At 40.8% G+C, this 22,637-nt stretch carries 20 protein-coding genes; 17 read left to right on the top strand and 3 right to left on the bottom strand.

Annotation, left to right across the window (positions count from 1 at the left end; all coding sequences use genetic code 11):
- Positions 1-28: 28 nt before the first annotated feature.
- Entirely contained in the window at positions 29-1,276 is a 1,248-nt protein-coding gene (locus AC59HZ_RS26165) for a GGDEF domain-containing protein (RefSeq protein ID WP_496548692.1), read from the bottom strand.
- Positions 1,277-1,701: 425 nt separating this feature from the next.
- On the opposite strand from AC59HZ_RS26165, the gene AC59HZ_RS26160 reads away from it, so the two are divergent.
- Together AC59HZ_RS26160 and AC59HZ_RS26155 are read left to right on the top strand one after the other, a co-directional pair.
- Positions 1,702-2,073, top strand: coding sequence for a TfoX/Sxy family protein (locus tag AC59HZ_RS26160; protein ID WP_496548691.1), 372 nt, complete (start codon positions 1,702-1,704; stop codon positions 2,071-2,073).
- A gap of 155 nt (positions 2,074-2,228) precedes the next feature.
- The gene (locus tag AC59HZ_RS26155) at positions 2,229-2,699 is read left to right on the top strand and encodes a nucleoside deaminase (RefSeq protein WP_496548690.1); all 471 of its coding nucleotides are present in this window, start codon (positions 2,229-2,231) and stop codon (positions 2,697-2,699) included.
- Between the two features lie 119 nt (positions 2,700-2,818).
- Here AC59HZ_RS26155 and AC59HZ_RS26150 read toward each other — a convergent pair whose 3' ends face one another.
- Positions 2,819-4,027 (bottom strand): MFS transporter, encoded by a 1,209-nt coding sequence (locus tag AC59HZ_RS26150; protein WP_496548689.1) that lies wholly within the window; start codon positions 4,025-4,027, stop codon positions 2,819-2,821.
- A gap of 349 nt (positions 4,028-4,376) precedes the next feature.
- Here AC59HZ_RS26150 and AC59HZ_RS26145 point away from each other — a divergent pair, with 349 nt between their 5' ends.
- Positions 4,377-5,726, top strand: coding sequence for an alkaline phosphatase (locus tag AC59HZ_RS26145; protein WP_496548737.1), 1,350 nt, complete (start codon positions 4,377-4,379; stop codon positions 5,724-5,726).
- Between the two features lie 77 nt (positions 5,727-5,803).
- Positions 5,804-6,451 (top strand): hypothetical protein, encoded by a 648-nt coding sequence (locus tag AC59HZ_RS26140; RefSeq protein WP_496548688.1) that lies wholly within the window; start codon positions 5,804-5,806, stop codon positions 6,449-6,451.
- A 20-nt stretch (positions 6,452-6,471) separates the two neighbouring features.
- Here AC59HZ_RS26140 and AC59HZ_RS26135 read toward each other — a convergent pair whose 3' ends face one another.
- Positions 6,472-7,215: an IclR family transcriptional regulator gene (locus AC59HZ_RS26135; protein ID WP_496548687.1), complete on the bottom strand. Its 744-nt coding sequence runs from the start codon at positions 7,213-7,215 to the stop codon at positions 6,472-6,474.
- 152 nt (positions 7,216-7,367) lie between these two features.
- Between AC59HZ_RS26135 and AC59HZ_RS26130 the strand changes: the two genes are divergently transcribed.
- The 13 genes from AC59HZ_RS26130 (at position 7,368) to AC59HZ_RS26070 (ending at position 22,593) form a co-directional block, all read left to right on the top strand.
- Positions 7,368-8,234: a dimethylarginine dimethylaminohydrolase family protein gene (locus tag AC59HZ_RS26130; protein ID WP_496548686.1), complete on the top strand. Its 867-nt coding sequence runs from the start codon at positions 7,368-7,370 to the stop codon at positions 8,232-8,234.
- A gap of 19 nt (positions 8,235-8,253) precedes the next feature.
- Positions 8,254-9,015 (top strand): dimethylarginine dimethylaminohydrolase family protein, encoded by a 762-nt coding sequence (locus tag AC59HZ_RS26125; RefSeq protein ID WP_496548685.1) that lies wholly within the window; start codon positions 8,254-8,256, stop codon positions 9,013-9,015.
- A 218-nt stretch (positions 9,016-9,233) separates the two neighbouring features.
- Positions 9,234-10,634: an amino acid permease gene (locus AC59HZ_RS26120; protein WP_496548684.1), complete on the top strand. Its 1,401-nt coding sequence runs from the start codon at positions 9,234-9,236 to the stop codon at positions 10,632-10,634.
- A gap of 37 nt (positions 10,635-10,671) precedes the next feature.
- Complete coding sequence (locus AC59HZ_RS26115) at positions 10,672-12,291, top strand: M20/M25/M40 family metallo-hydrolase (protein ID WP_496548683.1); 1,620 nt, start codon at positions 10,672-10,674, stop codon at positions 12,289-12,291.
- A gap of 638 nt (positions 12,292-12,929) precedes the next feature.
- Positions 12,930-14,312 (top strand): L-cystine transporter, encoded by a 1,383-nt coding sequence (locus AC59HZ_RS26110; RefSeq protein ID WP_496548682.1) that lies wholly within the window; start codon positions 12,930-12,932, stop codon positions 14,310-14,312.
- A 194-nt stretch (positions 14,313-14,506) separates the two neighbouring features.
- Positions 14,507-15,133 (top strand): histidine phosphatase family protein, encoded by a 627-nt coding sequence (locus AC59HZ_RS26105; protein WP_496548681.1) that lies wholly within the window; start codon positions 14,507-14,509, stop codon positions 15,131-15,133.
- A gap of 78 nt (positions 15,134-15,211) precedes the next feature.
- The gene (locus tag AC59HZ_RS26100) at positions 15,212-16,504 is read left to right on the top strand and encodes an ATP-binding protein (RefSeq protein ID WP_496548680.1); all 1,293 of its coding nucleotides are present in this window, start codon (positions 15,212-15,214) and stop codon (positions 16,502-16,504) included.
- Between the two features lie 265 nt (positions 16,505-16,769).
- Positions 16,770-18,002 carry a Zn-dependent hydrolase gene (locus AC59HZ_RS26095; protein WP_496548679.1) on the top strand — a complete coding sequence of 411 codons (1,233 nt, stop codon included), beginning with the start codon at positions 16,770-16,772 and terminating at the stop codon, positions 18,000-18,002.
- Between the two features lie 163 nt (positions 18,003-18,165).
- Positions 18,166-18,945: an IclR family transcriptional regulator gene (locus tag AC59HZ_RS26090; RefSeq protein ID WP_496548678.1), complete on the top strand. Its 780-nt coding sequence runs from the start codon at positions 18,166-18,168 to the stop codon at positions 18,943-18,945.
- Between the two features lie 47 nt (positions 18,946-18,992).
- The gene (locus AC59HZ_RS26085; RefSeq protein ID WP_496548677.1) at positions 18,993-19,877 is read left to right on the top strand and encodes an acetaldehyde dehydrogenase (acetylating); all 885 of its coding nucleotides are present in this window, start codon (positions 18,993-18,995) and stop codon (positions 19,875-19,877) included.
- Between the two features lie 21 nt (positions 19,878-19,898).
- Positions 19,899-20,927, top strand: a complete 1,029-nt coding sequence (gene dmpG, locus AC59HZ_RS26080) for a 4-hydroxy-2-oxovalerate aldolase (RefSeq protein WP_496548676.1) — start codon at positions 19,899-19,901, stop codon at positions 20,925-20,927.
- 597 nt (positions 20,928-21,524) lie between these two features.
- Entirely contained in the window at positions 21,525-21,923 is a 399-nt protein-coding gene (locus tag AC59HZ_RS26075) for a hypothetical protein (RefSeq protein WP_496548675.1), read from the top strand.
- A gap of 1 nt (position 21,924) precedes the next feature.
- Positions 21,925-22,593, top strand: a complete 669-nt coding sequence (locus tag AC59HZ_RS26070; RefSeq protein ID WP_496548674.1) for a PspA/IM30 family protein — start codon at positions 21,925-21,927, stop codon at positions 22,591-22,593.
- The last annotated feature ends 44 nt before the right edge of the window (positions 22,594-22,637 follow it).

The raw sequence follows: 22,637 nt of genomic DNA, 5'->3' as shown, positions 1-22,637 counted from the left end.
AAAAAGTGGTCTACCTATGACGCATAGGTTAGACCACTTTTTCGTTTAGTAAGCCGTTGATGACGGATACTTTGTTTCTTCCTAGTTGTTTGGATTGGAGCATGAGTTCATCGGCAAGGATATAGCCTTTTTCCATGGAGATGTGTTCGTTTACTTTGTAGTAATAGAGTCCAAATGAGGCGGAATAGGAGATAAAACGCTGTTCTCCGTTATATTCTACTGTGACGGAATTATTAGTAATTCCCCCAAGCATTCTATTTACCAAACTCAACGTTTCATCGAAATTTCTTTTTCTGAGGCAGAGAGTGAACTCCTCGCCGCCGCTTCGAAACAGAAAATCATCAACATCTAGATAGCTTTTTAAAGTTGCAGCAAAGTGCTGAATGACCTTATCGCCCACCGCATGATTGTAGCTGTCATTAATGCCTTTAAATTTATCAATATCGGCCACGACAATCCCAATACTTTCACCCGTTTGATTGAGTTCAGCCATTTTTTTGTCCATAAAGGTACGATTAAATACCCCGGTCAAAAAGTCTGTATAGGCCATTTGCTCGAATTGGTCCCGTTCAACCTTGTTTTGTATACTCTGGGATTTGTAGTAGAAGGATCGGCTAACGATATAATTCAAAATAAACATGATAATTAACATTTCCCAGCTTTTATTTTGCAGAAAAATGAGCAGCAATCCATTTGAAATGGCCACTTTCCCATAGTCGAGGAAGCTAATTCCCCTAAAAATAAAATCGATTCCTTCTTTAAAGGATTTTAATTCTCCCAATATTACAAAAACAATAACCATAAAAGTACCTGAAAGATAAGAGGAAATACAGACTAAGAGAAATATCAGGATCCAAAAGCCAAAAGGGAAGGTTTGAAACCTTTCAATAAAATGCTGGAACAGGAAATAGGCAATTGAGTTCGTTATGACAAAGCAACCAATGTTATAAAAAGTATCAGATAATTCACTAGGATCCGCCGTTTTGGTCCATTTCCGATAAGAGTAAACGGTAAAACGATAAATCGTTTCAAATATTAGTAATCCTATTGGTCCAGCGAACAAGACCATGGATAAGTCATAACTAATGCCAGATTCAATATTCGTACTGCCATTTTTATAAAATACTCGGAGGCGAAAATAAAGAATAGAAAAAAACCAGAAAATAATCAGGGCTTTTATATAATAGGAATTAACGGTCAGAATTTCAGATGAACCAAAAGCTATGGCCAATGAAATGAAAAATAACGATAAGTCGTATACCCTGGCTTTCAGCATTATCGTTCAAGTCCTTTCACAACTGTGATCAAAAATATAGCCCTAGAATTATTGTCCGAAAACTTATTATATTTGGGCAAAATTAACCTTTAATACCATTGTACAAAATTTCAGACATATACGAACTACTTTTTGTGTGAATTTATAGCAATTATATTGTTTCATATTTTTCTAGCATAAAATCTTACATATTATGCAACATCGATTATTTCTGCCTATTACTTTGATTTAATGGGTACAATGAAAGGTAGAATGACTAAAAAGCGGTGGCTTTAATGAGCGCAATCATATGAAGAAAGTAATAGAGGCGAGCTACCTACCGGCTGAAAAAGCGTGGAGCTCGTACAGCTATCAATGCACGCCGATTAAGGGGATTTTGATGTTAGAACAGTAATGCTAAAAAGAACGAAAAGGAGTGAGTATGTATGTCATTTCCACGCCCTGATGAAGACTCAAAAGCATTTTTCTCTTCCGTTATTCCTGTGGATCCTCGCATCAATATAAAGCCGATGTTCGGCAACCTAGCCAGCTTTATTAATGGTAATATGTTCGCGGGATTATTTGGCCCGCAAATTTTCGTAAGACTACAAGAGCAAGATCGTCTTCGTCTTTTAGAGGAAGAAGGGGCATCGGAGTTTTCACCTATGCCAGGCAGGCCGATGAAAGAGTATGTTGCGCTGCCGGAACAATGGAGGGAAGAGCCTGAAAAAATAAAGGAGTGGATTCAGCAGTCCGTAACCTGGGTTGAAACCATGCCTGAGAAAGTACCAAAGAAAAAGAAAAGTAAAGAGAAATAAATAATGCTGATAGGTGAAAAAACTAGCTTCTTTAAATGAGAAAGCTAGTTTTTTTAGTTATAAAAGTGTTTGGGTTTAATAAATTTACAATTCTTTTTCCTGCATAGGGTTAATAAATTATGTTAAGGGATTTCGAAAAAGGATGGAGGCAGTTTATGGGAGAAGAGATGTTTATGAAGATGGCCGTGGATATTGCTTATGAAAATGTTATTACTAATAGCGGCGGGCCATTTGGAGCAGTAGTGGTAAAAAACGGCCAAATTATTGGTGTCGGCCGTAATCAGGTAACGGCAAAGAATGATCCGACAGCACATGCCGAAATCCAAGCGATTCGGGAGGCCTGTGAATTTTTAGATAGCTACCAATTGACAGATTGCGAGCTTTACACAAGCTGCGAGCCATGTCCGATGTGTTTTGGTGCCATTTATTGGTCCAGGCTAAAGACAATCTATTATGGCTGTACAAAAGACGATGCAGCAAAAATTGGCTTCGACGACCAATTCATTTATGATCAATTAGCCCTGCCAGTAGAAAAACTAAGTATCCCAATGATTCGTGTGCTCCCCGACAACAACTACTCTCCTTTCCAAGCTTGGACCAAGTCAAAACAAAAAAAAGAATACTAGATGGTATTGTAGGGTGTCAGGCACCACAAAAAGACACTCTATGGTATTTGTCCGTCATGGATGGACAGTATAAGTTTAAACCGGCCCCAACCACAAAAAGTGGATGGGGCCGGTTTGTTTTATTTTTCTTGTTCGATTGTGCGGGTACGGGTTTGCAGGTATTGGTGCCTTAAATAAAAGATAGCGGTCATGATGAGAGATAGGCTTCCGAAAAGGACGCACATGAGCTGAAGACCAATCAGATCTAACAGAAATCCGCTAATAAGAAGAACGATCTGGAAGCTAATTCGGTCAAGCATGTTTCGGAAAGAGAAGAACCGTCCATGGAAATCCTTCGGTACCTTTGTTTGAAAGATAGTAGCTGTTGTTGGGAAAAAACAGCCGACAGAAAATCCAAATAACACAAAGGCGGCAATTGTTACCACCGGAAGGTTTGCTAAATAGAGCATTACCTCCGATAACCCAATCAAAAATGAACAAGCAAATAGAATGAAATAGGGGGTAATTCTATCACTGATTTGTTTGATGAAGAAAGCACCAATCATAAAGGAGATACCTTCCGCCGTGTAAATCCACCCTTTAATGGCGGAACTATCCTGAATTTCACTGATATTAATCACCAAAAGATTAAATCCTCCGAGAAACAGAACGGGGACTAGTGTCATGATGAGTGTCATATAGACAATTGGCAGATTTGTTATAATTGGAAAAACATCTTTAAAACTAGTCTTTTCTAATGTGCTTTTCTTAACTTGCTGAATTCCCTTGCTTTCATCAATATTCAAGAACCAAGTAAGGATGAATAATCCGATATACGCAACCAGTGAACTCACATAAAGCATCGATAGCGGCATGATGACCAGCAATAATCCGGCCAATGCTGTTCCGATAATACGGGAAAGAGTCGACACATTCATATGGACTCCATTTAACCGAAGCAGTTCCTTATCAGAAACGACCATCGGAAGGGCTGCTTGTAGGGCAGGAAAATAGAAAGCGGCTGAAATTTGAAGCAAGACTAGAAAAACGACCATCCACCATATAGAATTAGTCGCAATGGCGATGAGCATAAAGATTACACTGACTGCCCTCACAAAACCAGCGATAAGCATAACCCTTTTCTTACTAGACTGATCAGTAAGTCTGCCGGCATATGGCCCAACCGCAATTCCAGCAAGCAGTCCCCCCGCTAGAAGGAGCGATTTTAAGAAGTCTGAGGGGAGCATGTCCTGCATGAATTCTAAATTACCAATTATGCCAAACCACAAACCTAGACCAGCGATAAATTCTCCCGTTAATAAAATCCATACATTTCTGTTTTTCCACATATGTTTCGCCTTTCGAAATTCAATTCATTCCTATCAAAGATACAACAATATTTCAAATAATTAAAGAAAAAGATGTGAGACAGCAATTGTTTGTTTTTTGTAAAAAAATAATTAAGAATAACAGGTAAGAAGTACTAGGTGAAGACGTTGGAAGTACGAAATTTTATCCGTTTTTTTAGAGATTGGGATAAAATACCTAATAATTCTCATTTTTCAATTTTCACTCGTTTACAATGCTTTACATTGTCTTAAAACTACCTCTCTATAATGAATTTCGTATGATAATTATTTTAAGGGGGTAATTAAATTGTTTAAGAAAAACCTAGTTAAAAAGATTCTTCCACTAGCTATGGTCTCAACTGTAGCGTTTGCGGGTCTAGAAGGAGCAAGTGCTGCAAATGCACAATCGAATAAATCTATTAACAACAATGCAGAAATTAAAAACGTGATTTTTCTCATTGGTGATGGAATGGGTGTTTCTTATACATCAGCCTACCGTTATTTAAAGGATAATCCTGCTACTAAATTTGTTGAACCTACTGAGTTTGATAAATACCTTGTTGGGCAGCAAACCACCTACCCAGAGGATCCGAAACAAAATGTAACCGACTCGGCGTCGGCTGCTACAGCGATGGCCGCGGGAGTAAAAACCTACAATGCCGCTATAGCGGTCGACAATGATAAATCAGAAGTGAAAACAGTACTTGAAGCTGCGAAGGAACAGGGAAAAGCAACAGGGCTAGTCGCGACATCCGAGATCACTCACGCTACGCCAGCATCTTTCGGATCGCATGATGTAAACCGTAATAATATGAATGCGATAGCGGATGATTATTTTGATGAAAAGGTTAACGGAAAGCACAAAATTGACGTCCTTCTAGGGGGCGGTTCAGATTTATTTATTCGCAAAGACCGCAACCTTGTTGATGAATTCCAAAAGGATGGCTATAGCTCTGTTTCAAACCTTCAAGAATTGAAAAAGGACAACAATGATCAGGTGCTTGGGCTTTTTGCGCAGCGCGGCATGCCGAAAATGATTGACCGTACAGCAGAAATGCCTTCACTGGCCGATATGACGAATTCGGCCATTGAACGCCTAAATCAAAATAAAAAAGGCTTCTTCTTGATGGTGGAGGGAAGCCAAATTGACTGGGCCGGACATGACAATGATATCGTTGGTGCCATGAGTGAAATGGAAGACTTCGAAAAAGCCTTCAAAGCTGCAATTGATTTTGCTAAAAAGGATGGACATACGCTGGTTGTAGCAACGGCTGACCATTCTACCGGCGGTTACTCCATCGGTGCCCGTGGTGAGTATAACTGGTTCAGTGCTCCTATCAATGCCGCTAAACGCACACCGGATTTTATGGCTGAGCAAATCGCAGGTGGTGCCGATGTGAAAGAAACGTTGACCAAATACCTTGATCTTCCTTTAACCGATAAAGAAATTCAGTCAGTTAAGGATGCTGCTGGTTCTAAAAGAGTGGTAGATATCGATAATGCTATCGAACAAATAATTGACACCCGTTCATTCACGGGCTGGACAACTGGCGGTCACACGGGTGAGGATGTAAATGTATATGCATTTGGTCCTGCCAGTGAGCGCTTTGCAGGTCAAATTGACAACACCGATAATGCCAAAATCATTTTTGACATCCTTGAAAAAGGAAGTAGAAAAACAGTAATCGAAGACAAGTAAATTTGATTGAGAAGGTTGAAAAAATATCCCGCTGCACCATGCGGCGGGACTACTTGCAATGGAACGGAGGGATCAATATGAACAAAGCAATGATAGCGATTTTATTTATTTTTCTTCTTACAGGCTGTTCATTATCATCCATTCAACCTAATTCGAAGGAAGTACAAACTCAAGTAAAAAAGATTTCAGAAGCGGAGCATGACGCCTATTATAACAGCCCTCAGGTGACGGATGACTCCACCTTACAAAGACCAGGCCAGTCATTTACGGATGAAAAAGGAGAAGCTACACTAAAAGCAATAAAGCAGGTAAACAAGGCATATCATTTTGGCGATATTGAGTACACAATAAGAGAAGTGAAGCTGCTTCATTACCGCCCAGATTACAGTTTAATTGACTATTTTCATCCGTTAACAGAAGCCGAAGAGTTTGATTTCATAAAAATAAGCCTCGATATTAAAAACCTCTCAAAAGAAAAACGGCAATTTGCTCCTGTGGCTCTATTTGAAACCAATACGGGTGTAAAGGCGGACTGGAATCAGGATATGTACCTCGAACATCTGAATGGCGTCTTAGAAGGGAACGAAGGAAAACGTGGCAGCCTTGGCTTTATTGTAGAGGATACAAAAAAGATTGACCGGATAAAAATCTTAACGAGCGATGTTTATAACGCTAAACAGGAAAGACTAGAAGAAGCACAAACTATCCAAATTCCTTTTAAATAAAAGAAGTTAGTGAGCAGCCACTAACTTCTTTTTCGTCCCAATTTAGTAGAAATACGCATTCCGTATTCCATTACTTTAGTTCTTAAAAAGTTTTCTCTTTCTTCTGTTACATTAAAGCTGACATACCCGACGCTGATGGCACCTATCAATTCATTGGAATGGTCAAAGATTGGGGCAGCGATAGATGAAGTGCCTTTTGTCCTCTCGCCGTGACTTTCTCCAAATCCATCATTCCGAATCTTGATCAATAATTGTAAAAGAGAATCTTTTTCTTCTTCCATAGGAGCCAGTTTTTTGACGATTTTTAAAGCTTCATTTTTTGGCATATGGGCTAGCATGACCTTATTGGCGGCCCCAATATTCATAGGGATACGTATTCCCAGTTGGTCATAAATACGGATTGGGTTATGCGGGCAGTCAATTCTTTCCACAATTAACGATTCCAGGCCAATGGGTTTACTAAAATAAACACTTTCCTCGCACTCGTGCATCAATGCCTCCATTTCAGGGCGGATAAGTCCGACAAAATCAAAGGTATCATACATCTGCAAGCCATACTCCAACCAGGCATTCCCCATTGAATAAAGCTTTGTTTCGGCTTCCTGTTGAATTAATCCGTGCTGAATCATCGAATGTAACAAACGGTGCATAGTGCTGACTGGGAGCTCGCACTCCTTAGATAAATCAGTAATAGAACACCACTTCTTCGTGTCGTTTCCAGAAAGAACTTTAATTACATGCATGGCTCGGTCAATGGTTTGCATCGCTTCATCCCCTAAAATAATTTAATTTTTCAGTTAATTCTAAATATATTGACAGGCAAAAAAAGCTGCATTAATATCATAAATATAAGTTTTTCCGTTAATAAGAATTATATTCCACTATGCGGAAAAATGGAAGGGGGGATTTAAAATTCATGACAGCTTCGATGCATAAAAACCTTAACCGAGTCATCGTCAAGCATCCAAAGGACGCTTTTCTAAATCAGGAACATTTAAATAAGGAATGGAAAAGATTCAATTATATCAGTGAGCCTGATTTTACTAAGGCAGAGCAAGAGTATGAACAATTTCTTGAAATTATAAACAAACATGTGGAGAACATTGAATTTTTGCCTGCTTCAGAAAGTGTTGGTTTAGATTCGCTTTATGCCCATGATCCCGTTAAATTTACGAAAAAAGGCGCGATTATATTAAAATCAGGGAAAAAATTACGTCAGCCTGAGGCAGAAGCCTATAAAAAATTTCTGCTAGAAAAAAATATTCCTATATTAGGTGAGCTCTCAGGTGAAGCGGCGGCAGACGGGGGGGACCTTGTTTGGCTCGATGATCGCACTCTATTAATTGGCCGCGGCTATCGAACAAATGATGAGGCAATTGAACAAATCAAGGAAATGACTAGGGATTTAGTCGATGAATGTATCGTCGTTCAGCTCCCTCATGATCAAGGGGAAGAAGAATGTCTTCATCTCATGTCATTTATAAGTATTGTCGACGACAATTTAGCAGTTGTTTATTCGCGGTTAATGCCGGTCTTTTTACGACAGCTGCTCATCAAACGCGGCTTTCAGCTTATTGAAGTCCCGGATGAGGAATATCACCGGCTTGGCTGCAATGTTCTTGCTTTAGCACCGCGCGTTTGTGTGATGGTTTCTGGAAACCCTTATACAAAGGAAAAATTAGTAGAGGCCGGGGCAACGGTTTATGAATATGAAGGCAATGAAATTTCTTATTTAGGAACGGGCGGACCGACATGCCTTACATGTCCAGTGGTCCGTGATTAATAAAAAGGGGGAAATAATCATGTTTAAAAATACAATTGTCAGAGTACCTGGAGAGAACTACATCAACGGCATAACGACTGCCGATTTAGGAACACCTTTACTAGAAAAAGTTCTAGAGCAGCACGAAGCTTATATTGAAGCCTTGAAAAAATGCGGAACAGAGGTAACAGTCCTTCAGAGTCACGCGGATTTCCCGGATTCTACCTTTGTGGAGGACACAGCCGTTTTAACACCTAAATTCGCGGTCATTTCCAATCCCGGCGCACCAACAAGGAATGGAGAAATCCATGCAATGGAGCCTTCTATCAAATCCTTCTATGAAAATATTTATTATATTAAAGCGCCTGGAACACTTGAAGGCGGGGATATTCTTCAAATTGAAGACCATTTCTATATCGGGATTTCAACGCGCACAAATCAGGATGGGGCCGAACAATTAAAAACAATTTTAGAATTGGAAAACTACAAGGCAACGATTGTTTCGCTGGAAAAGTTCTTTCATTTAAAAACAGGAATCTCTTATTTAGGAAATCAAACAGTTGTCGTAGCAGGAGAATTTATCGACCATCCAGATTTTAATTCCTATAAAAAAATTATTGTCCCGCCGGAAGAGGAATACGCGGCAAACTGTATTCGGGTAAATGACTATGTGATCATCCCGGCCGGATACCCAATCACAAAACAAAAGATGAACGATGCGGGCTATCAAACAATAGAGCTTGAAATGTCGGAATTCCGCAAGCTAGATGGCGGATTAAGCTGCTTGTCACTGCGTTTTTAAGGGGACTTTAGGTTCTGGCTGTGTTAAGGAACATTTTTGATCATGTGCCCATGTTGATTGGAACGGAAGGCGCGAGACTCCTGCGGGAGTACGGGACAGGGAAGACCTCGCAGGCGCCTAAGCGCCGAGGAGGCTTCCCGAACCGCCCGCGACTGGAGTGGAAATCAACATGCAAGAATAACACAGCCTAGTTTTTTAATACAAGGGGTGTGAGAGGTATGGTCGAACAAGGGGAACAGCAAAATCAGTTAACTCGATCCATGAAACGCAGGCATTTGTTTATGCTTTCGTTAGGGGGAGTCATTGGAACGGGGTTGTTTTTAAACGCTGGTTATACCATTAATCAGGCAGGTGCGGGCGGTGCATTAATCGGGTATTTTTTGGGAGGAATCATTTTATATCTCGTCATGGTGTGCCTAGGGGAACTCGCAGTCCATATGCCTGTAACGGGATCGTTTCAAACATATGCCAGTAAGTTCATCAGCCCATCTGCTGGATTTTCACTCGGATGGATGTATTTCATTGGATCTGCGACTACAGCAGGGGTAGAATTTACCGCGGCGGGAATATTGATGAAACGGTGGTTTCCAGATATTTCGGTCTGGGTGTGGTGTGCCGTTTTCATCGCCTTGCTATTCGTGCTTAATGCCTTGACGACGAAGGGATTTGCTGAGGCAGAATATTGGTTTGCGGGTATTAAAGTAGTAGCTGTCATTTTCTTTATCATTATTGGTTTTGGCGCGATTTTTGGCATTATACCATTGGAAGGCCGCCCGGCTCCCTTTTTAGATAACTTGGCTCCATCAGGATTGTTTCCAGCTGGGTTTGTTATCCTTTTTGTGACCATGATGAACGTTATTTTTTCCTATCAAGGGTCGGAATTGATTGGAATTGCAGCAGGTGAAAGTGAAGAGCCGCAAAAGAATATTCCACGTGCGATTCGGAACGTCCTATTTAGAATTATCGTTTTTTATTTGGCCTCAATTGTTATTTTATCAGCGATTTTTCCAAATAAGGAATTAGGATTATTGGAAAGTCCATTCGTCACATTGATGGACTTAGCGGGTATTCCATTCGCGCCAGATATTATGAATTTTGTCATCCTGACAGCCATTCTTTCAGTTGGAAACTCTTGTATTTATGCGTCGACCCGCCTGCTGTGGGCGATGGCGCATGACGGAATGGCACCGAAGGTATTTGGAAAGCTGTCAAAGCGTAAAGTTCCTTTCACATCCCTGGTGTTTACGATGATATTTTCGCTATTATCCTTGTTAACTAGCGTAATTGCTGCAGACACGGTGTTTGTCTTACTTATGTCGATTGCAGGTATATCAGTGACCATTTCGTGGATTGGGATTGCTCTTTCCCAGTTGATGTTTCGAAAGAAATATTTGCGAGATGGCGGTAAATTAGAGGATTTACAATACAAGGTTCCGTTTTATCCATTAATCCCAATAGTATGTATCGTGTTCTGTGTGTCGATCCTACTATTCCTGGCCTTCGACCCAACACAGCTGGTTGGTTTACTAGTAGGGTTAGGATTTTTGGCAGTCTGCTTCATTTTCTACCACTTTAAGAATAAGAGAAGCACCGAAGTGAACATAAAAACAGAACTTTAACTAACACTATTACAAAATTAAAAGGGGTATTAATATAATGGAACAACTTAGATGGGGGACGCCGGATGCGCTTCGAAGGCTCCTATGCGAAGTAGTGAGCTGGAAAAGCATGACATTAACGGAGGGAGAAAGAGAATTTCCTTCAAAAATACAAGCAAAGCTCGCAGAAGTAACCTATTTTCGAGAGAACCCTAATCATTTAGAACTTCATGATGCCGACCTGGGCCGGAGGTTTTTAACGGCAATATATAAACACCCAAGTGCAAAGGAAACCATCGTCCTTATAAGTCACTTTGATACCGTGAATACAGAAGAGTATGGGGATCTTGAGGAATACGCTTATCAGCCAGAAGAATTAACCAAGCTCCTCCTGACCAGAAAAAATGAACTGCCGGAGGATGCTAGGAACGATCTTCAATCAGGCGAATATCTATTCGGCAGAGGCACGATGGATATGAAAATGGGTCTTGTCATGCATATGGGCATGATTGAAAAAGCTGCAGCCGAGGAATGGCCGATAAATCTTCTTCTGTTGACCGTACCGGACGAGGAGGTCAACTCGTCAGGAATGCGTGCAGCAGTGACAAAGCTTTTGGAATTAAAGGAGGAGCATCAGCTCACTTATAAACTTTTCCTTAATGGGGAGCCCGTATTTACGCAGGAACCGGGTGATAAAAATTATTATGTCTACTCAGGTTCAATCGGCAAAATCATGCCGTCCGCACTTTTTTATGGGAAAGAGACGCATGTCGGTGAACCGCTAAGCGGCATTACAGCGCCGTATATCGCCTCATTTTTAACCCAGCGAATGGAATGGAATCCGATGCTGCAAGAAAAGGAAATGGGTGAAACTACTCCTCTTCCTGTCACCCTTCAGCAAAAGGATTTAAAACTGGAATATTCTGTGCAAACACCTTACCGGGCATCAGCCTTATATAATGTGTTTTTAATGAAGCGGAATGCAGATGAAATCATGAGGATTTTTGAAAAGGTCGCCAAAGATGCTGCTGAGGCCTGTAACGGAGCATATAAGCGAGTTTGCCAAGAACTATCTGCAGAGCCGGTTGGAAGCGTGCGTGTGTTACGTTATGAAGATCTATTAAAGCATGCTGCCCAAAAGTTTGGGGAAAAAAAGGTGGAAGCAATTAAGGCTGGCATTCATGCAAACCAAGAGTGGGATGACCGGGAAAAATCCTTCCGTATTGCCGATACATTAATGATCCAGTGCCAGGAGCTTGCGCCGGCTATTGTCTTGCTTTTTGCACCGCCTTATTATCCAGCGGTCAATTCATCGGAGGATGAACTCGTGAAACAATGTGTGGATTACGTAAAGAAGGAGGGGCTGACAAAATTTGATTTGCCGGTAAAACAAATCCATTATTTCAATGGGATTAGCGATTTAAGCTATGTGAATTATAGGGATGAAGGAGAAGGATGGACTACCTTCCAAGCAAACACCCCGGTATGGGGCAGCAGCTACAGCATCCCATTCGCTGAGATGACACAGCTCCAAGCCCCCGTCTTAAATGTCGGTCCACTTGGAAAAGACGCACATAAACGTACAGAACGTCTCCATATGAAAAGTGCTTTCGAGGAAGTACCTGCACTAGTTGAAGGTATGATTCAAATGATAATGAATATGAAACAAGAAAACTGATTCCCAAAAAGTGGATCAGTTTTTTTGAAAGTATTGAAATAAATTGGAAAGATCGAAGGCAGAATTCCTATAACGGAAAAAGTGAGGATACAACTGGAACCAGCATTGTAACTTAGGGAATCGACAAAATAGATATCAGGACTGTCCTTTTTGGGGCAGTTTTTTTCATTTTAAATTGTTGGTGAATTGATTTTTTACTCGATTCGAAAATAAAAGCCCCGGATTCGCAAATAAAAAGTTTCAGAAACTAATAATAAGTCGTTTATCAGCGGATTTACAGCTGAAGCTGCTAAGAAGGCTTTCTAGTCTCTTTGTTTTCAAATTGCAGAAAACTAATCAAACGATTGATTAAACGAGACCGAAGGCATGCCGGGCCTGCTATTTCCCATGTTACAGAAAAACTAATCAAACGATTGATTAAACGGGGCTGAACGCATACCAGGTCTGCTATTTGCTATATTACAGAAAAATTAATCAAGCGATTGATTAAATGGTACAAAAGGCTTGGTATATAAAGCAAATACCTTACATATCCATTAGATATCAAACGTTTGATGAAATTCGCATTTTAAAATTCCGACTTGTTTGATGGGAATGTATGGATTGGTGATTTCCACAAAATGTTGAGGAGGAACAATATGAATACCTTTCTAATCATCGTGAATATCGCCGTTCTGGTATTACTCATGGTTGGTTTGTTCATGATGCAAAAAAAGCACGTTTCCTTTTCAAAGCGTGTTTTTACTGCGCTGGGTTTAGGTATTATTTTTGGTTATCTCATTCATTTAATCTATGGAACAACATCCGAAGTAACCACTGGTTCAATGGATTGGTTTAACATTGTCGGCAACGGGTATGTAAAACTGCTGCAAATGGTCGTCATGCCGTTAGTTTTCATATCCATTGTTGGAGCGTTTACGAAACTAAAATTAACAAAAAACATAGGTAAAATCAGTTTCCTAGTGATAGGAATTCTGCTTGGAACCACTGCAATTGCTGCAGCCATTGGGATTGGGTCAGCATTAGGATTCAACCTTGATGGTGTTCAGTTAACAGAAGGGGCAGCCGAAAAAGCCCGGAATACTCAGTTAGAGGAAAGAGTAGCGGGTGTAGAAAACATGACACTGCCGCAGCAAATTATCGAACTCATCCCAAGCAATCCGTTTCAAGACCTAACCGGTGCCAGACCGACCTCAACCATTGCCGTCGTCATATTCGCAGCCTTTGTTGGCATTGCTTATCTTGGGGTAAAACGAAGGGAATCAGAGCATGCAGAATCGTTTGCGAGAATAATAGATACTCTCTATTCGATAACCATGAGGGTAGTAACACTCATTCTCCGGCTGACGCCATATGGAATCCTTGCGATTATTTCAAGGGTAGCAGCGACAAGTGATTACGATGCCATTGCCAAGTTAGGTAAGTTTGTCATTGCCTCTTATGTGGCACTGATCATAATGTTTATTGTCCATTTATTGCTATTAACACTAGCAAAACTAAGTCCGTATAACTATGTAAAAAAAGCATTACCAACCCTAACCTTTGCCTTTACTTCCAGGACTAGTGCCGGAACCCTGCCGATGACAATTAAAACACAAACGAAGGATTTAGGCGTATCTGAAGGAATTGCCAACTTTGCAGGCTCCTTCGGGCTTACCATCGGTCAAAATGGATGTGCTGGAATTTATCCAGCAATGTTAGCGGTAATGGTTGCTCCAGCTGCTGGGGTGGATCCTACTAGTCTATCCTTCATCCTAACCCTTATTTTAGTCGTGGCCATTAGCTCATTTGGCGTAGCAGGTGTTGGCGGAGGAGCCACCTTCGCAGCCTTAATTGTTCTATCCGTCATGAACCTGCCTGTAGCGATTGTCGGTCTATTAATCTCTGTTGAGCCTTTGATTGACATGGGGCGCACAGCTTTAAACGTCAGCGGAGCTATGACTGCCGGAGTCTTAACCAGCAAAGCGACAGGTGAATTCGAAACAGAAGTATATCAACAGCCTGATATCGTTGAGGCATAAAAAATAATAAATAATAAAGCTGGATAGTCAATTAAAAGCTATCCAGTTTTTTAATGCGGATTCTGTCGCTCCCTTGTTTTTTAAATATACAATTCAGATTATTTGGACATCTTCCTTTACCAATCATTAGGAACTTGGTAAAGTAGATTTTAAGATAATCGAGATTGCGATTAAATACATAAGGGGTGGAGAATATGAATATTTATCTAATTCGCCATGGAGAAGCAGAGCATAATGTGGACAAATTCTTGATGGCACATACTCATGATTCCCAGCATAGTTTGACCGAGGTCGGCCATAAGCAAGCACAATTGACAGCTGAATTTATGAAAGAGATAGTAAATGAAAAGTCTGTCCTATTTTGTTCTCCCTATTTACGGACAATGCAAACGGCGCAGGCGATTCATTCGTTACTGCCTGAGCAAGTTTCATTTTTCCAGAATCCGCTGCTAAGAGAGTGGGAGTTTGGAAATTTATACGATTTTAACAATCGCACTCCGGAGGCAAAGAAGGAATTTAAAGCAGCAGGACAATTTTATTTCCGCTACCAAAATGGAGAATCATTAGCAGATGTGTACCTGCGCGCGACCATGTTTATGAACACCGTCCTAGAACGCGCGAAGCAGCAGGGACGGTACGAAAATGTAGTGATTGTCACACATGCGGCCTTTATTCAGATGTTTCTTACTTTCCTAATGAATTGGCCTATTGAGTCACTTACGAACTTTAAACCAGTAGAAAATGCATCTGTCATTAAGATTCAAGAAGCGGATTGGGACTATCAATTTGAAAAGATTTTTATTCCAATCGTAGAGGAATGAGATGCTAAAATCATCCACTAGACTATTAGCTTAATAGAGGGATAATAAAGGTGTATATTTTTTAAAAAGGAGAACTGAATGAAAAATAATAATGTTCTTTTTCAAATAGGAGAAATAGACCGAGAAGCCTTGCCATATTATTATGACTTTGGCAAAATTGTTTCTACTATTCAAGAAAAGCTTTTAGCTGAAACTGGCATCGAATTTCAAATGTACTCTGATTCAGATACCTCCAATGAAATTTGGGACATCCTCGAGGAAGACTTAAAAGAGGAATCTACGGAATTACAGCTGATTAGCTATATTTATAAGGAAGGCGAGACGAAAACGATTTCGTCGAACCATACTGATAAAACGATGGAGTTCATTGTAAAACCTAGGGTTGAAAACGGGCTTTACTATTATCCGAACTACGAAGTGGCCTTATCGAGAGTGATGATTTTTCAAAGTGACGGGGATATGGACCGGGATCTCATTTTTGCCAAAAATGATGCTTGTTTAATGTCGTTTCTGAAATATGTTCTGAAGAGAAAACGGGAATATATCAAAAATTACGTCACGGTTTTCACAGACACGGATGATGGTGTGGAAACCGAGATTGAAAGCATTACTAGCTTAGTAACCCGAGAAGATGTCTTTTTAGAGGAATCATTAAAGAAAGAAATCTATCGTTCGATTGACCAATTCTTCTCCGAAAGCGGCGAGTTTTTCAAAACCTATGAAATTCCCTACAAGCGGGGGATTCTTTTATACGGAAAGCCTGGGAATGGAAAGACAACACTTGTGAAATCCATTGCCAGCAGCATTAACGCGCCTGTCGCCTATTGGCAGATTACCGAATTTACCTCGAGCTATACGATTAAAGAGGTGTTCACGTCTGTTTTAAAATTGACGCCAATGGTATTGGTGATTGAGGATATCGACTCCATGCCAGCAAGTGTTAGGTCTGTTTTCTTGAATATTTTGGATGGGGCGACTTCAAAAGAGGGGATTTTCCTTATTGGGACGACAAACTATCCGGAAAAGATTGACCCTGCACTGATGAACCGCTCCGGCCGATTTGACCGTGCTTATGAGATCAAATTACCAACGAAGGAGCTTCGTCATCAGTATTTGGTTCGCAAAGAAATCGATCGTATCCTCTCCGAGGAAGAAATTCAGGAAGTCATCGAGGCAACAACGGACTTTTCTTATGCCCAGCTCAATGAACTATATGCCTCCATCGCACTGGAATGGCATTATGATCAAAAGGTTGATATCACCCGTCTATGCGCCGACCTAAAATCCGCCCAGCACAAACAACGAAAACAAAAATGGGATGAATCCTTCTCAACCTCATCCATGGGATTTACTGGCTTTACAAGTGATTAAAAATGGTGTCAGGCACCATTCGTGGACATTTGTGCATGCTCAGTGGACAACCGGCTGTATGCTGGGTGTTTTTTTGTGCGTGTACTGTGAATCATACAAACTATAAAACAATTGGCGTGAAGGATTTGATATTTTGTCTAGTGACAAATGAAGGACGTTCAAGATATGATTAAAATGACTGAATTTTCCCGCTTTTGTGCTCTATGAGATTTATAAACATTAAAAGAAAATAGTTGAACTCATTTTCTAAAAGGGAGTGTTTTAAATGCAGAAACAAAAGTTATTGATTAATGGGGAAAGACTGCAAAGGGAACTGGAACGGTTCGCCGACTTTGGACGCACAGAAAATAATGGGGTCACACGCCTGTCATTAACAGAGGAAGACCGCCGTGTAAGAGACTATTTTCGGACCTGCTGCGAGGAATTAGGCTTGACAGTTAAGGTGGATGACATGGGCTGCATGTATGCCACACTAGAGGGCACGGAAAATAAGCCTCCGATTCTAATTGGCTCTCATCTTGATTCCGTCAAAAAAGGCGGCCGCTTTGATGGTGTCTTAGGTGTTGTTACTGGGCTTGAAGTGGTGAGAACATTAGTGGAAAATAACATCAAGCCGCAGATTCCGATTACTATTGTCAACTTTACGAATGAAGAAGGAGCAAGATTTGAGCCTTCGATGATGGCTTCAGGTGTGCTCTCAGGCAAGTTTGACAAGTCTGTCATGCTGAAAAAGAAAGATGCTGACGGAATTACATTTGAAGAAGCGCTTAAATCGATTGGCTATGAAGGGGAAGCAGCCAACCGTCTGAAAGAAGCTACCGCCTTTTTAGAGCTACATATCGAACAAGGGCCAATCCTTGAAAAGGAAGCGCTTACGATTGGTGTCGTCGAATGCGTCGTAGGGATGGCTTGCTATGAGATTGAAGTGACAGGAGAATCCGACCACGCCGGTACGACTCCAATGGATATGAGAAAGGATGCCCTTTTTGCCACCAATAATTTAATCAATGAAATCCGCACACGTTTAGGTTCTTTAGATCCTGACTTGGTCTTTACGATTGGAAGAGTAAACGTGTACCCAAGCATCCACACTGTCATTCCAAATAAAGTGGTCTTCACTCTTGAAGCACGGCACAAAGATATGGAAATCGTCGGTACCGTCAAAGATTTCATTCAGGGATTGGCAAATTTTAAAGATAATGAGGGCTGTGAGATTAAAACGACCAAGCTTTGGGATCGTGACACTGTTTGGTTTGCACCGGAAATCTGCAGCCAATTAGAACAATCTGCAAACTCATTGGGTTATTCCAATAAACGAATGGTCAGCGGCGCCGGCCATGATGCTCAGTTCATCGCCAGCTACGTCCCTACTGCCATGCTGTTTGTTCCAAGCATTAACGGAAAAAGCCATTGCGAAGAGGAACTAACCACTTGGGGAGATTGCGAAAAAGGTGTAAATGTAATTTTAGATACAGTGTTAGCTTTATTATCAAAATAAAAAAACTTTAAAGACCTTTCCACCACGAATTGGCGGAAGCGTCTTTTTTTTTGAAAAATTATAATTCTGAATTGACAGATATATTGCCCGCTAGTTACTATAAAGACATAAGTTGAAAATTTACGAACAGCGTTCGATAATGTCGAATAGAGAGGGATAAATTATGGCTGAACGATATATTCAATCCATCGAAAGAGCAGCAGACGTCCTTGAATTGTTTTTGGCCTCCAATCAAGAACTCAGTGTAAAAGAAATAAGTGAAAAGCTCGGTCTTTCAAAAAGTACGATTCATGGAATCATCAAAACCCTTGAATATAGAGGGTATCTTCAACAGAAACCTGATGATTTGAAATATAAGCTTGGCTTAAAGCTTTTCGAGCTTGGAAACAAAGTAAGCAATCAATTTGATATTGGAAAAATTGCTCGACCAATCATGAAAGAACTAGTCGAATCACTTATGGAAACCGTCCACCTTGTTGTATTTGAACGCGGTGAAGTCATTTATATTGAAAAATTGGATGGCCCCCGTTCCTTAAGAATTTACTCACAAATCGGTAAAAGAGCTCCAATCCACTGTACAGGTGTAGGGAAATCTATTCTTGCCTTTCAAGAGGAAGAAGAGATAGATAGACTTTTAGCGAACGAGGATTTGGAATCGTTTACCGAGTATACCCTGACGGACAAAGCTGAGATAAAAAAACAGCTTCAAACCATTCGGGAGCAGGGCTATTCTGTCGATGATGAAGAAATCGAATTAGGTCTCAAATGTGTAGCCTCCCCTATTTTTAATCATCAAGGGAAGGTCATTGCCGCCATTAGCTGTGCCTCACCAAAAATAAGGCTTAACGAAGACAAGTTGGCTGAAGTGATTAAAGAAATTAAACAGGCAGCATTAGTGATTTCAACAAATATGGGATATAAAACCCAACCTGCGCTCGCGTAGGCTGGGTTACATAAATTATTTTTAGAAATTAAAGGAGGAGAACGAACATGTCAAAAGTAAAAGTTGCCATTCTTGGTTCAGGTAATATTGGAACCGATCTCATGATTAAATTAGGGCGCTCGGAAATTTTGGAGCTGACGACTGTCATTGGTATTGACCCTGAATCGGATGGATTGCTACGTGCCAAAGAATTAGGATACACAGCTATCGATACAGGATTAGAAGGATTTCTAGAACAGCCTGAATTAGCAGATATCGTCTTTGATGCCACCTCAGCAAAAGCCCACATCCGTCATGCAAAGCTACTAAAAGAAGCTGGGAAAAAAGTGATTGATATGACTCCGGCAGCAAGAGGACCATTTGTCGTTCCATCGGTAAATATGGGATCAAACATTGAAGCGGAGAATATCAACCTGATTACATGTGGCGGTCAGGCGACTATTCCAATGGTTCATGCGGTTAACCGCATAAGCCCAGTAGAGTATGCGGAAATTGTAGCAACCATCTCCAGCCGCAGTGCCGGACCAGGAACACGCGCCAATATTGATGAATTTACGGTCACGACATCACGAGGAATCGAAGAAGTAGGAGGGGCGAAGAAAGGAAAAGCAATCATTATCCTTAACCCTGCTGAACCGCCAATATTAATGCGTGATACCGTGTATACCCTTGTAGAAGAAGGAACGATGGACGAAGCGAAAATCACCCAATCTATTAAAGAAATGGAAAAAGCAGTTCAGTCTTACGTGCCTGGATATCGCTTACGTACCGAACCCATTTTTGATGGCAATAAGGTGACCATTTTTATCGAAGTTGAAGGCGCGGGTGACTACCTGCCGAAATACTCCGGCAACCTGGACATTATGACAGCCGCAGGCGTAAAGGTAGCAGAAGAGTTTGCGAAAAATTTAAAAGCGAATCAGCTAGTTTAATAGAAAGGGGAGAACAACACAATGACAAATGCCCGAGATATTTTTATCACAGAAGTAGCGTTAAGGGATGGCAGCCATGCCATTGCCCACCAATTTACAGTTGACCAGGTTTTAAAGGTAGCAAAAGCATTAAATGATGCAGGCGTTCCGTATATTGAAGTATCCCATGGTGACGGTTTAGCAGGTTCATCCCTACAGTATGGACTGTCCCGAACAAATGAACTGGAATTAATTGAGGCGGCTGTTTCTGTTGCAGACAAGGCTAAAATTGCCGTTCTTCTCCTGCCTGGAATTGGCACGGTTAAGGATCTAAAGGAAGCAGCGAAATTAGGGGCAAAGATGGCGCGTGTGGCCACCCATGTAACGGAAGCGGACGTTTCCCTGCAGCATATTCATGCTGCGAAAGAACTAGGGATGGAAACCGTCGGATTTTTGATGATGTCCCATATGGCACCAGTTAATAAATTAGTAGAGCAAGCAAAATTAATGGAAAGCTATGGAGCAGACTCAGTGTATGTAGTAGATTCTGCTGGCGCCTTGCTTCCTGATGGGGTCCGTGAGCGCATCAGGGCCTTGAAACAGCATGTCGGTGTTAACATTGGTTTCCACGGTCATAACAACCTTTCTCTTGCAATGGCCAACACTTTGGTGGCGATTGAAGAAGGCGCTACTAGAATCGATGGAAGTGTCCGCTGTTTAGGCGCCGGGGCGGGTAATACGCAAACTGAAGTGCTTGTTGCCGTGCTTGACCGGATGGGTATCAAAACAGGTGTAGATGTTTATAAAATAATGGATTTGGCAGAAGAGATTGTCGCACCAATTTTAAAAACTCCACAAGAGATTACAAGAGACAGTCTTGTGCTTGGTTATGCAGGCGTTTATTCAAGCTTTGCGCTTCATGCGAAACGGGCGGCATCCAAGTTCGGCATTGATTCACGTGATATTTTAATAGAGTTGGGCAAACGTAAGGTGGTCGGCGGCCAAGAGGACATGATTGTTGATGTGGCCGCAGAAATTGCCAAAGCAAAGAGTGTAGAAACAGTACGTTAATGGTGCCAGGCAGCACTCAAGGACTTTTCCGTAAATCGGGAGGGTCCTTTTTATTTGTAGAATATGGATTGGGAATTAGTAGAATCCCTCCACGATTTTATAGGATCCCATATACGAATTAAAAGAATATAATCGCAATTGTAGAATAAGGCTTAAATTTTGTAGAATACCCACTCAAATTTGTAGGAAGTACCTAGAAGATTGTAGAATCCCTCCACGATTTTGTAGAATCCCACTTTCTATTAAAAGAATATAATTGCAATTGTAGAATAAGGCTTAAATTTTGTAGAATACCTACTCAAATTTGTAGGAAGTACACATAAGATTGTAGAATCCCTCCACGATTTTGTAGAATCCCACCTTCGAATTAAAAGAATATAACCCAATTGTAGAATAAGGCTTAAATTTTGTAGAATACCTACTCAAATTTGTAGGAAGTACCCATAAAATTGTAGAATCCCTCCACGATTTTGTAGAATCCGACTTTCATATTTTATTTTTTTCAAAAAGAATTCCATAACTAGCTTTCCTTTCACCAAGTTTTCACCAAACTCTATTAGAATTCATAACATCAAGGAACGAAAGGAGGAAAAATATATGAAAAAGAATAAAGTAGTTTTCTGGGGTATCATCATTGCCGGTTCAGTTTTGGTGATCAATGTACTCCACTTTCTTTTAGGAAGGCAGAGTGATTTTGCCAGAGGTCCACATAGACAAGTCCATGAAGGAATGGGACCACGAGGCGGAGATTTCGGTCACCACCAGTACATGAACGGCCCGCACCATGAAGGCGGATTCCCATGGCTTACCCTTATTATTGGACTAGCTGTCCTCGCTCTACTAGTAAGATGGCTTAGAAAAAAAGCAAAAACTTCTTCAATGAAACAGTTTATAGACACATCTATTGTGGGTTCACATACACCGGTCATCAATCAAAATGCAGCGATTTTAGACCAATGGGAAAAAAATATCATTACTAAAAAGGAGACTGAATAAAATGGGTATTTTTAGAAGAGTAAAAACAATTGCAATGGCAGAGGTTAACGGACTATTAGACACAATCGAAGATCCGATTGCGATGTTAAATGAATATTCGAGAGAAATGGAGCAAGAAATTGCAAAAGGTCAAAAAGCATTAGCCCGACAAATTTTTGTAGAAAAAAAACAAGCGGCACTTATATCTGAAACGCAGGCTTTAGTGGACAAGCGTACTCGCCAGGCGAAGCTGGCAATAGAAAAGGGTGAAGAGGGAATGGCAAAACTGGCCGTGCAGGAAAAACTCACCCTAGAAAAGCAGGTCGCTCTCTATCAAGAACAATATGAGGCTGTAAAAACACAGACGAAAATCTTAGTTGAAAAATTGGACCAGTTGAAAGAAACATACAACCAAATGCAGCAAAAGAAAATCGTATTAGCCTCTCGTGCTAATGTGGCACAATCTATGAAACAAATTCAGAAAGCAACTGTTTCCTTCCAAACTGACACGATTGCAAGAGGGGTAGCTCGTGCCGAAGAGCGGATTTTGTTAATGGAAGCGGAAGTACAAGCAGGAAGCCAACTCGCCGCACCTTTAGCACAATTTGATACAGCCTATGATAATTTCATTAACGATGAAGAATTAAATAATGAAATTGAAAAATTAAAAAATGAAAAAGTAACAATTTAGTAGAACAAAGAGCACCTGAGGATGAGGTGCTCTTTTTAAGTTAA

The organism is Neobacillus sp. DZ-9, from assembly GCF_059587065.1.
This window is presented reverse-complemented; position numbering and strand designations above follow the sequence as displayed.

What these genes read in the sequence shown, in the direction of transcription:
- AC59HZ_RS26070 (WP_496548674.1), top strand. Translation starts at nt 21,925, where the DNA reads ATGGGTATTTTTAGAAGAGTAAAAACAATTGCAATGGCAGAGGTTAAC.
- AC59HZ_RS26090 (WP_496548678.1), top strand. Translation starts at nt 18,166, where the DNA reads ATGGCTGAACGATATATTCAATCCATCGAAAGAGCAGCAGACGTCCTT.
- AC59HZ_RS26155 (WP_496548690.1), top strand. Translation starts at nt 2,229, where the DNA reads ATGGGAGAAGAGATGTTTATGAAGATGGCCGTGGATATTGCTTATGAA.
- AC59HZ_RS26125 (WP_496548685.1), top strand. Translation starts at nt 8,254, where the DNA reads ATGTTTAAAAATACAATTGTCAGAGTACCTGGAGAGAACTACATCAAC.
- AC59HZ_RS26100 (WP_496548680.1), top strand. Translation starts at nt 15,212, where the DNA reads ATGAAAAATAATAATGTTCTTTTTCAAATAGGAGAAATAGACCGAGAA.
- AC59HZ_RS26110 (WP_496548682.1), top strand. Translation starts at nt 12,930, where the DNA reads ATGAATACCTTTCTAATCATCGTGAATATCGCCGTTCTGGTATTACTC.
- AC59HZ_RS26095 (WP_496548679.1), top strand. Translation starts at nt 16,770, where the DNA reads ATGCAGAAACAAAAGTTATTGATTAATGGGGAAAGACTGCAAAGGGAA.
- AC59HZ_RS26105 (WP_496548681.1), top strand. Translation starts at nt 14,507, where the DNA reads ATGAATATTTATCTAATTCGCCATGGAGAAGCAGAGCATAATGTGGAC.
- AC59HZ_RS26165 (WP_496548692.1), bottom strand. Translation starts at nt 1,276, where the DNA reads ATGCTGAAAGCCAGGGTATACGACTTATCGTTATTTTTCATTTCATTG.
- AC59HZ_RS26120 (WP_496548684.1), top strand. Translation starts at nt 9,234, where the DNA reads ATGGTCGAACAAGGGGAACAGCAAAATCAGTTAACTCGATCCATGAAA.
- AC59HZ_RS26150 (WP_496548689.1), bottom strand. Translation starts at nt 4,027, where the DNA reads ATGTGGAAAAACAGAAATGTATGGATTTTATTAACGGGAGAATTTATC.
- AC59HZ_RS26135 (WP_496548687.1), bottom strand. Translation starts at nt 7,215, where the DNA reads ATGCAAACCATTGACCGAGCCATGCATGTAATTAAAGTTCTTTCTGGA.
- AC59HZ_RS26140 (WP_496548688.1), top strand. Translation starts at nt 5,804, where the DNA reads ATGAACAAAGCAATGATAGCGATTTTATTTATTTTTCTTCTTACAGGC.
- AC59HZ_RS26130 (WP_496548686.1), top strand. Translation starts at nt 7,368, where the DNA reads ATGACAGCTTCGATGCATAAAAACCTTAACCGAGTCATCGTCAAGCAT.
- dmpG (WP_496548676.1), top strand. Translation starts at nt 19,899, where the DNA reads ATGACAAATGCCCGAGATATTTTTATCACAGAAGTAGCGTTAAGGGAT.
- AC59HZ_RS26075 (WP_496548675.1), top strand. Translation starts at nt 21,525, where the DNA reads ATGAAAAAGAATAAAGTAGTTTTCTGGGGTATCATCATTGCCGGTTCA.
- AC59HZ_RS26160 (WP_496548691.1), top strand. Translation starts at nt 1,702, where the DNA reads ATGTCATTTCCACGCCCTGATGAAGACTCAAAAGCATTTTTCTCTTCC.
- AC59HZ_RS26145 (WP_496548737.1), top strand. Translation starts at nt 4,377, where the DNA reads ATGGTCTCAACTGTAGCGTTTGCGGGTCTAGAAGGAGCAAGTGCTGCA.
- AC59HZ_RS26085 (WP_496548677.1), top strand. Translation starts at nt 18,993, where the DNA reads ATGTCAAAAGTAAAAGTTGCCATTCTTGGTTCAGGTAATATTGGAACC.
- AC59HZ_RS26115 (WP_496548683.1), top strand. Translation starts at nt 10,672, where the DNA reads ATGGAACAACTTAGATGGGGGACGCCGGATGCGCTTCGAAGGCTCCTA.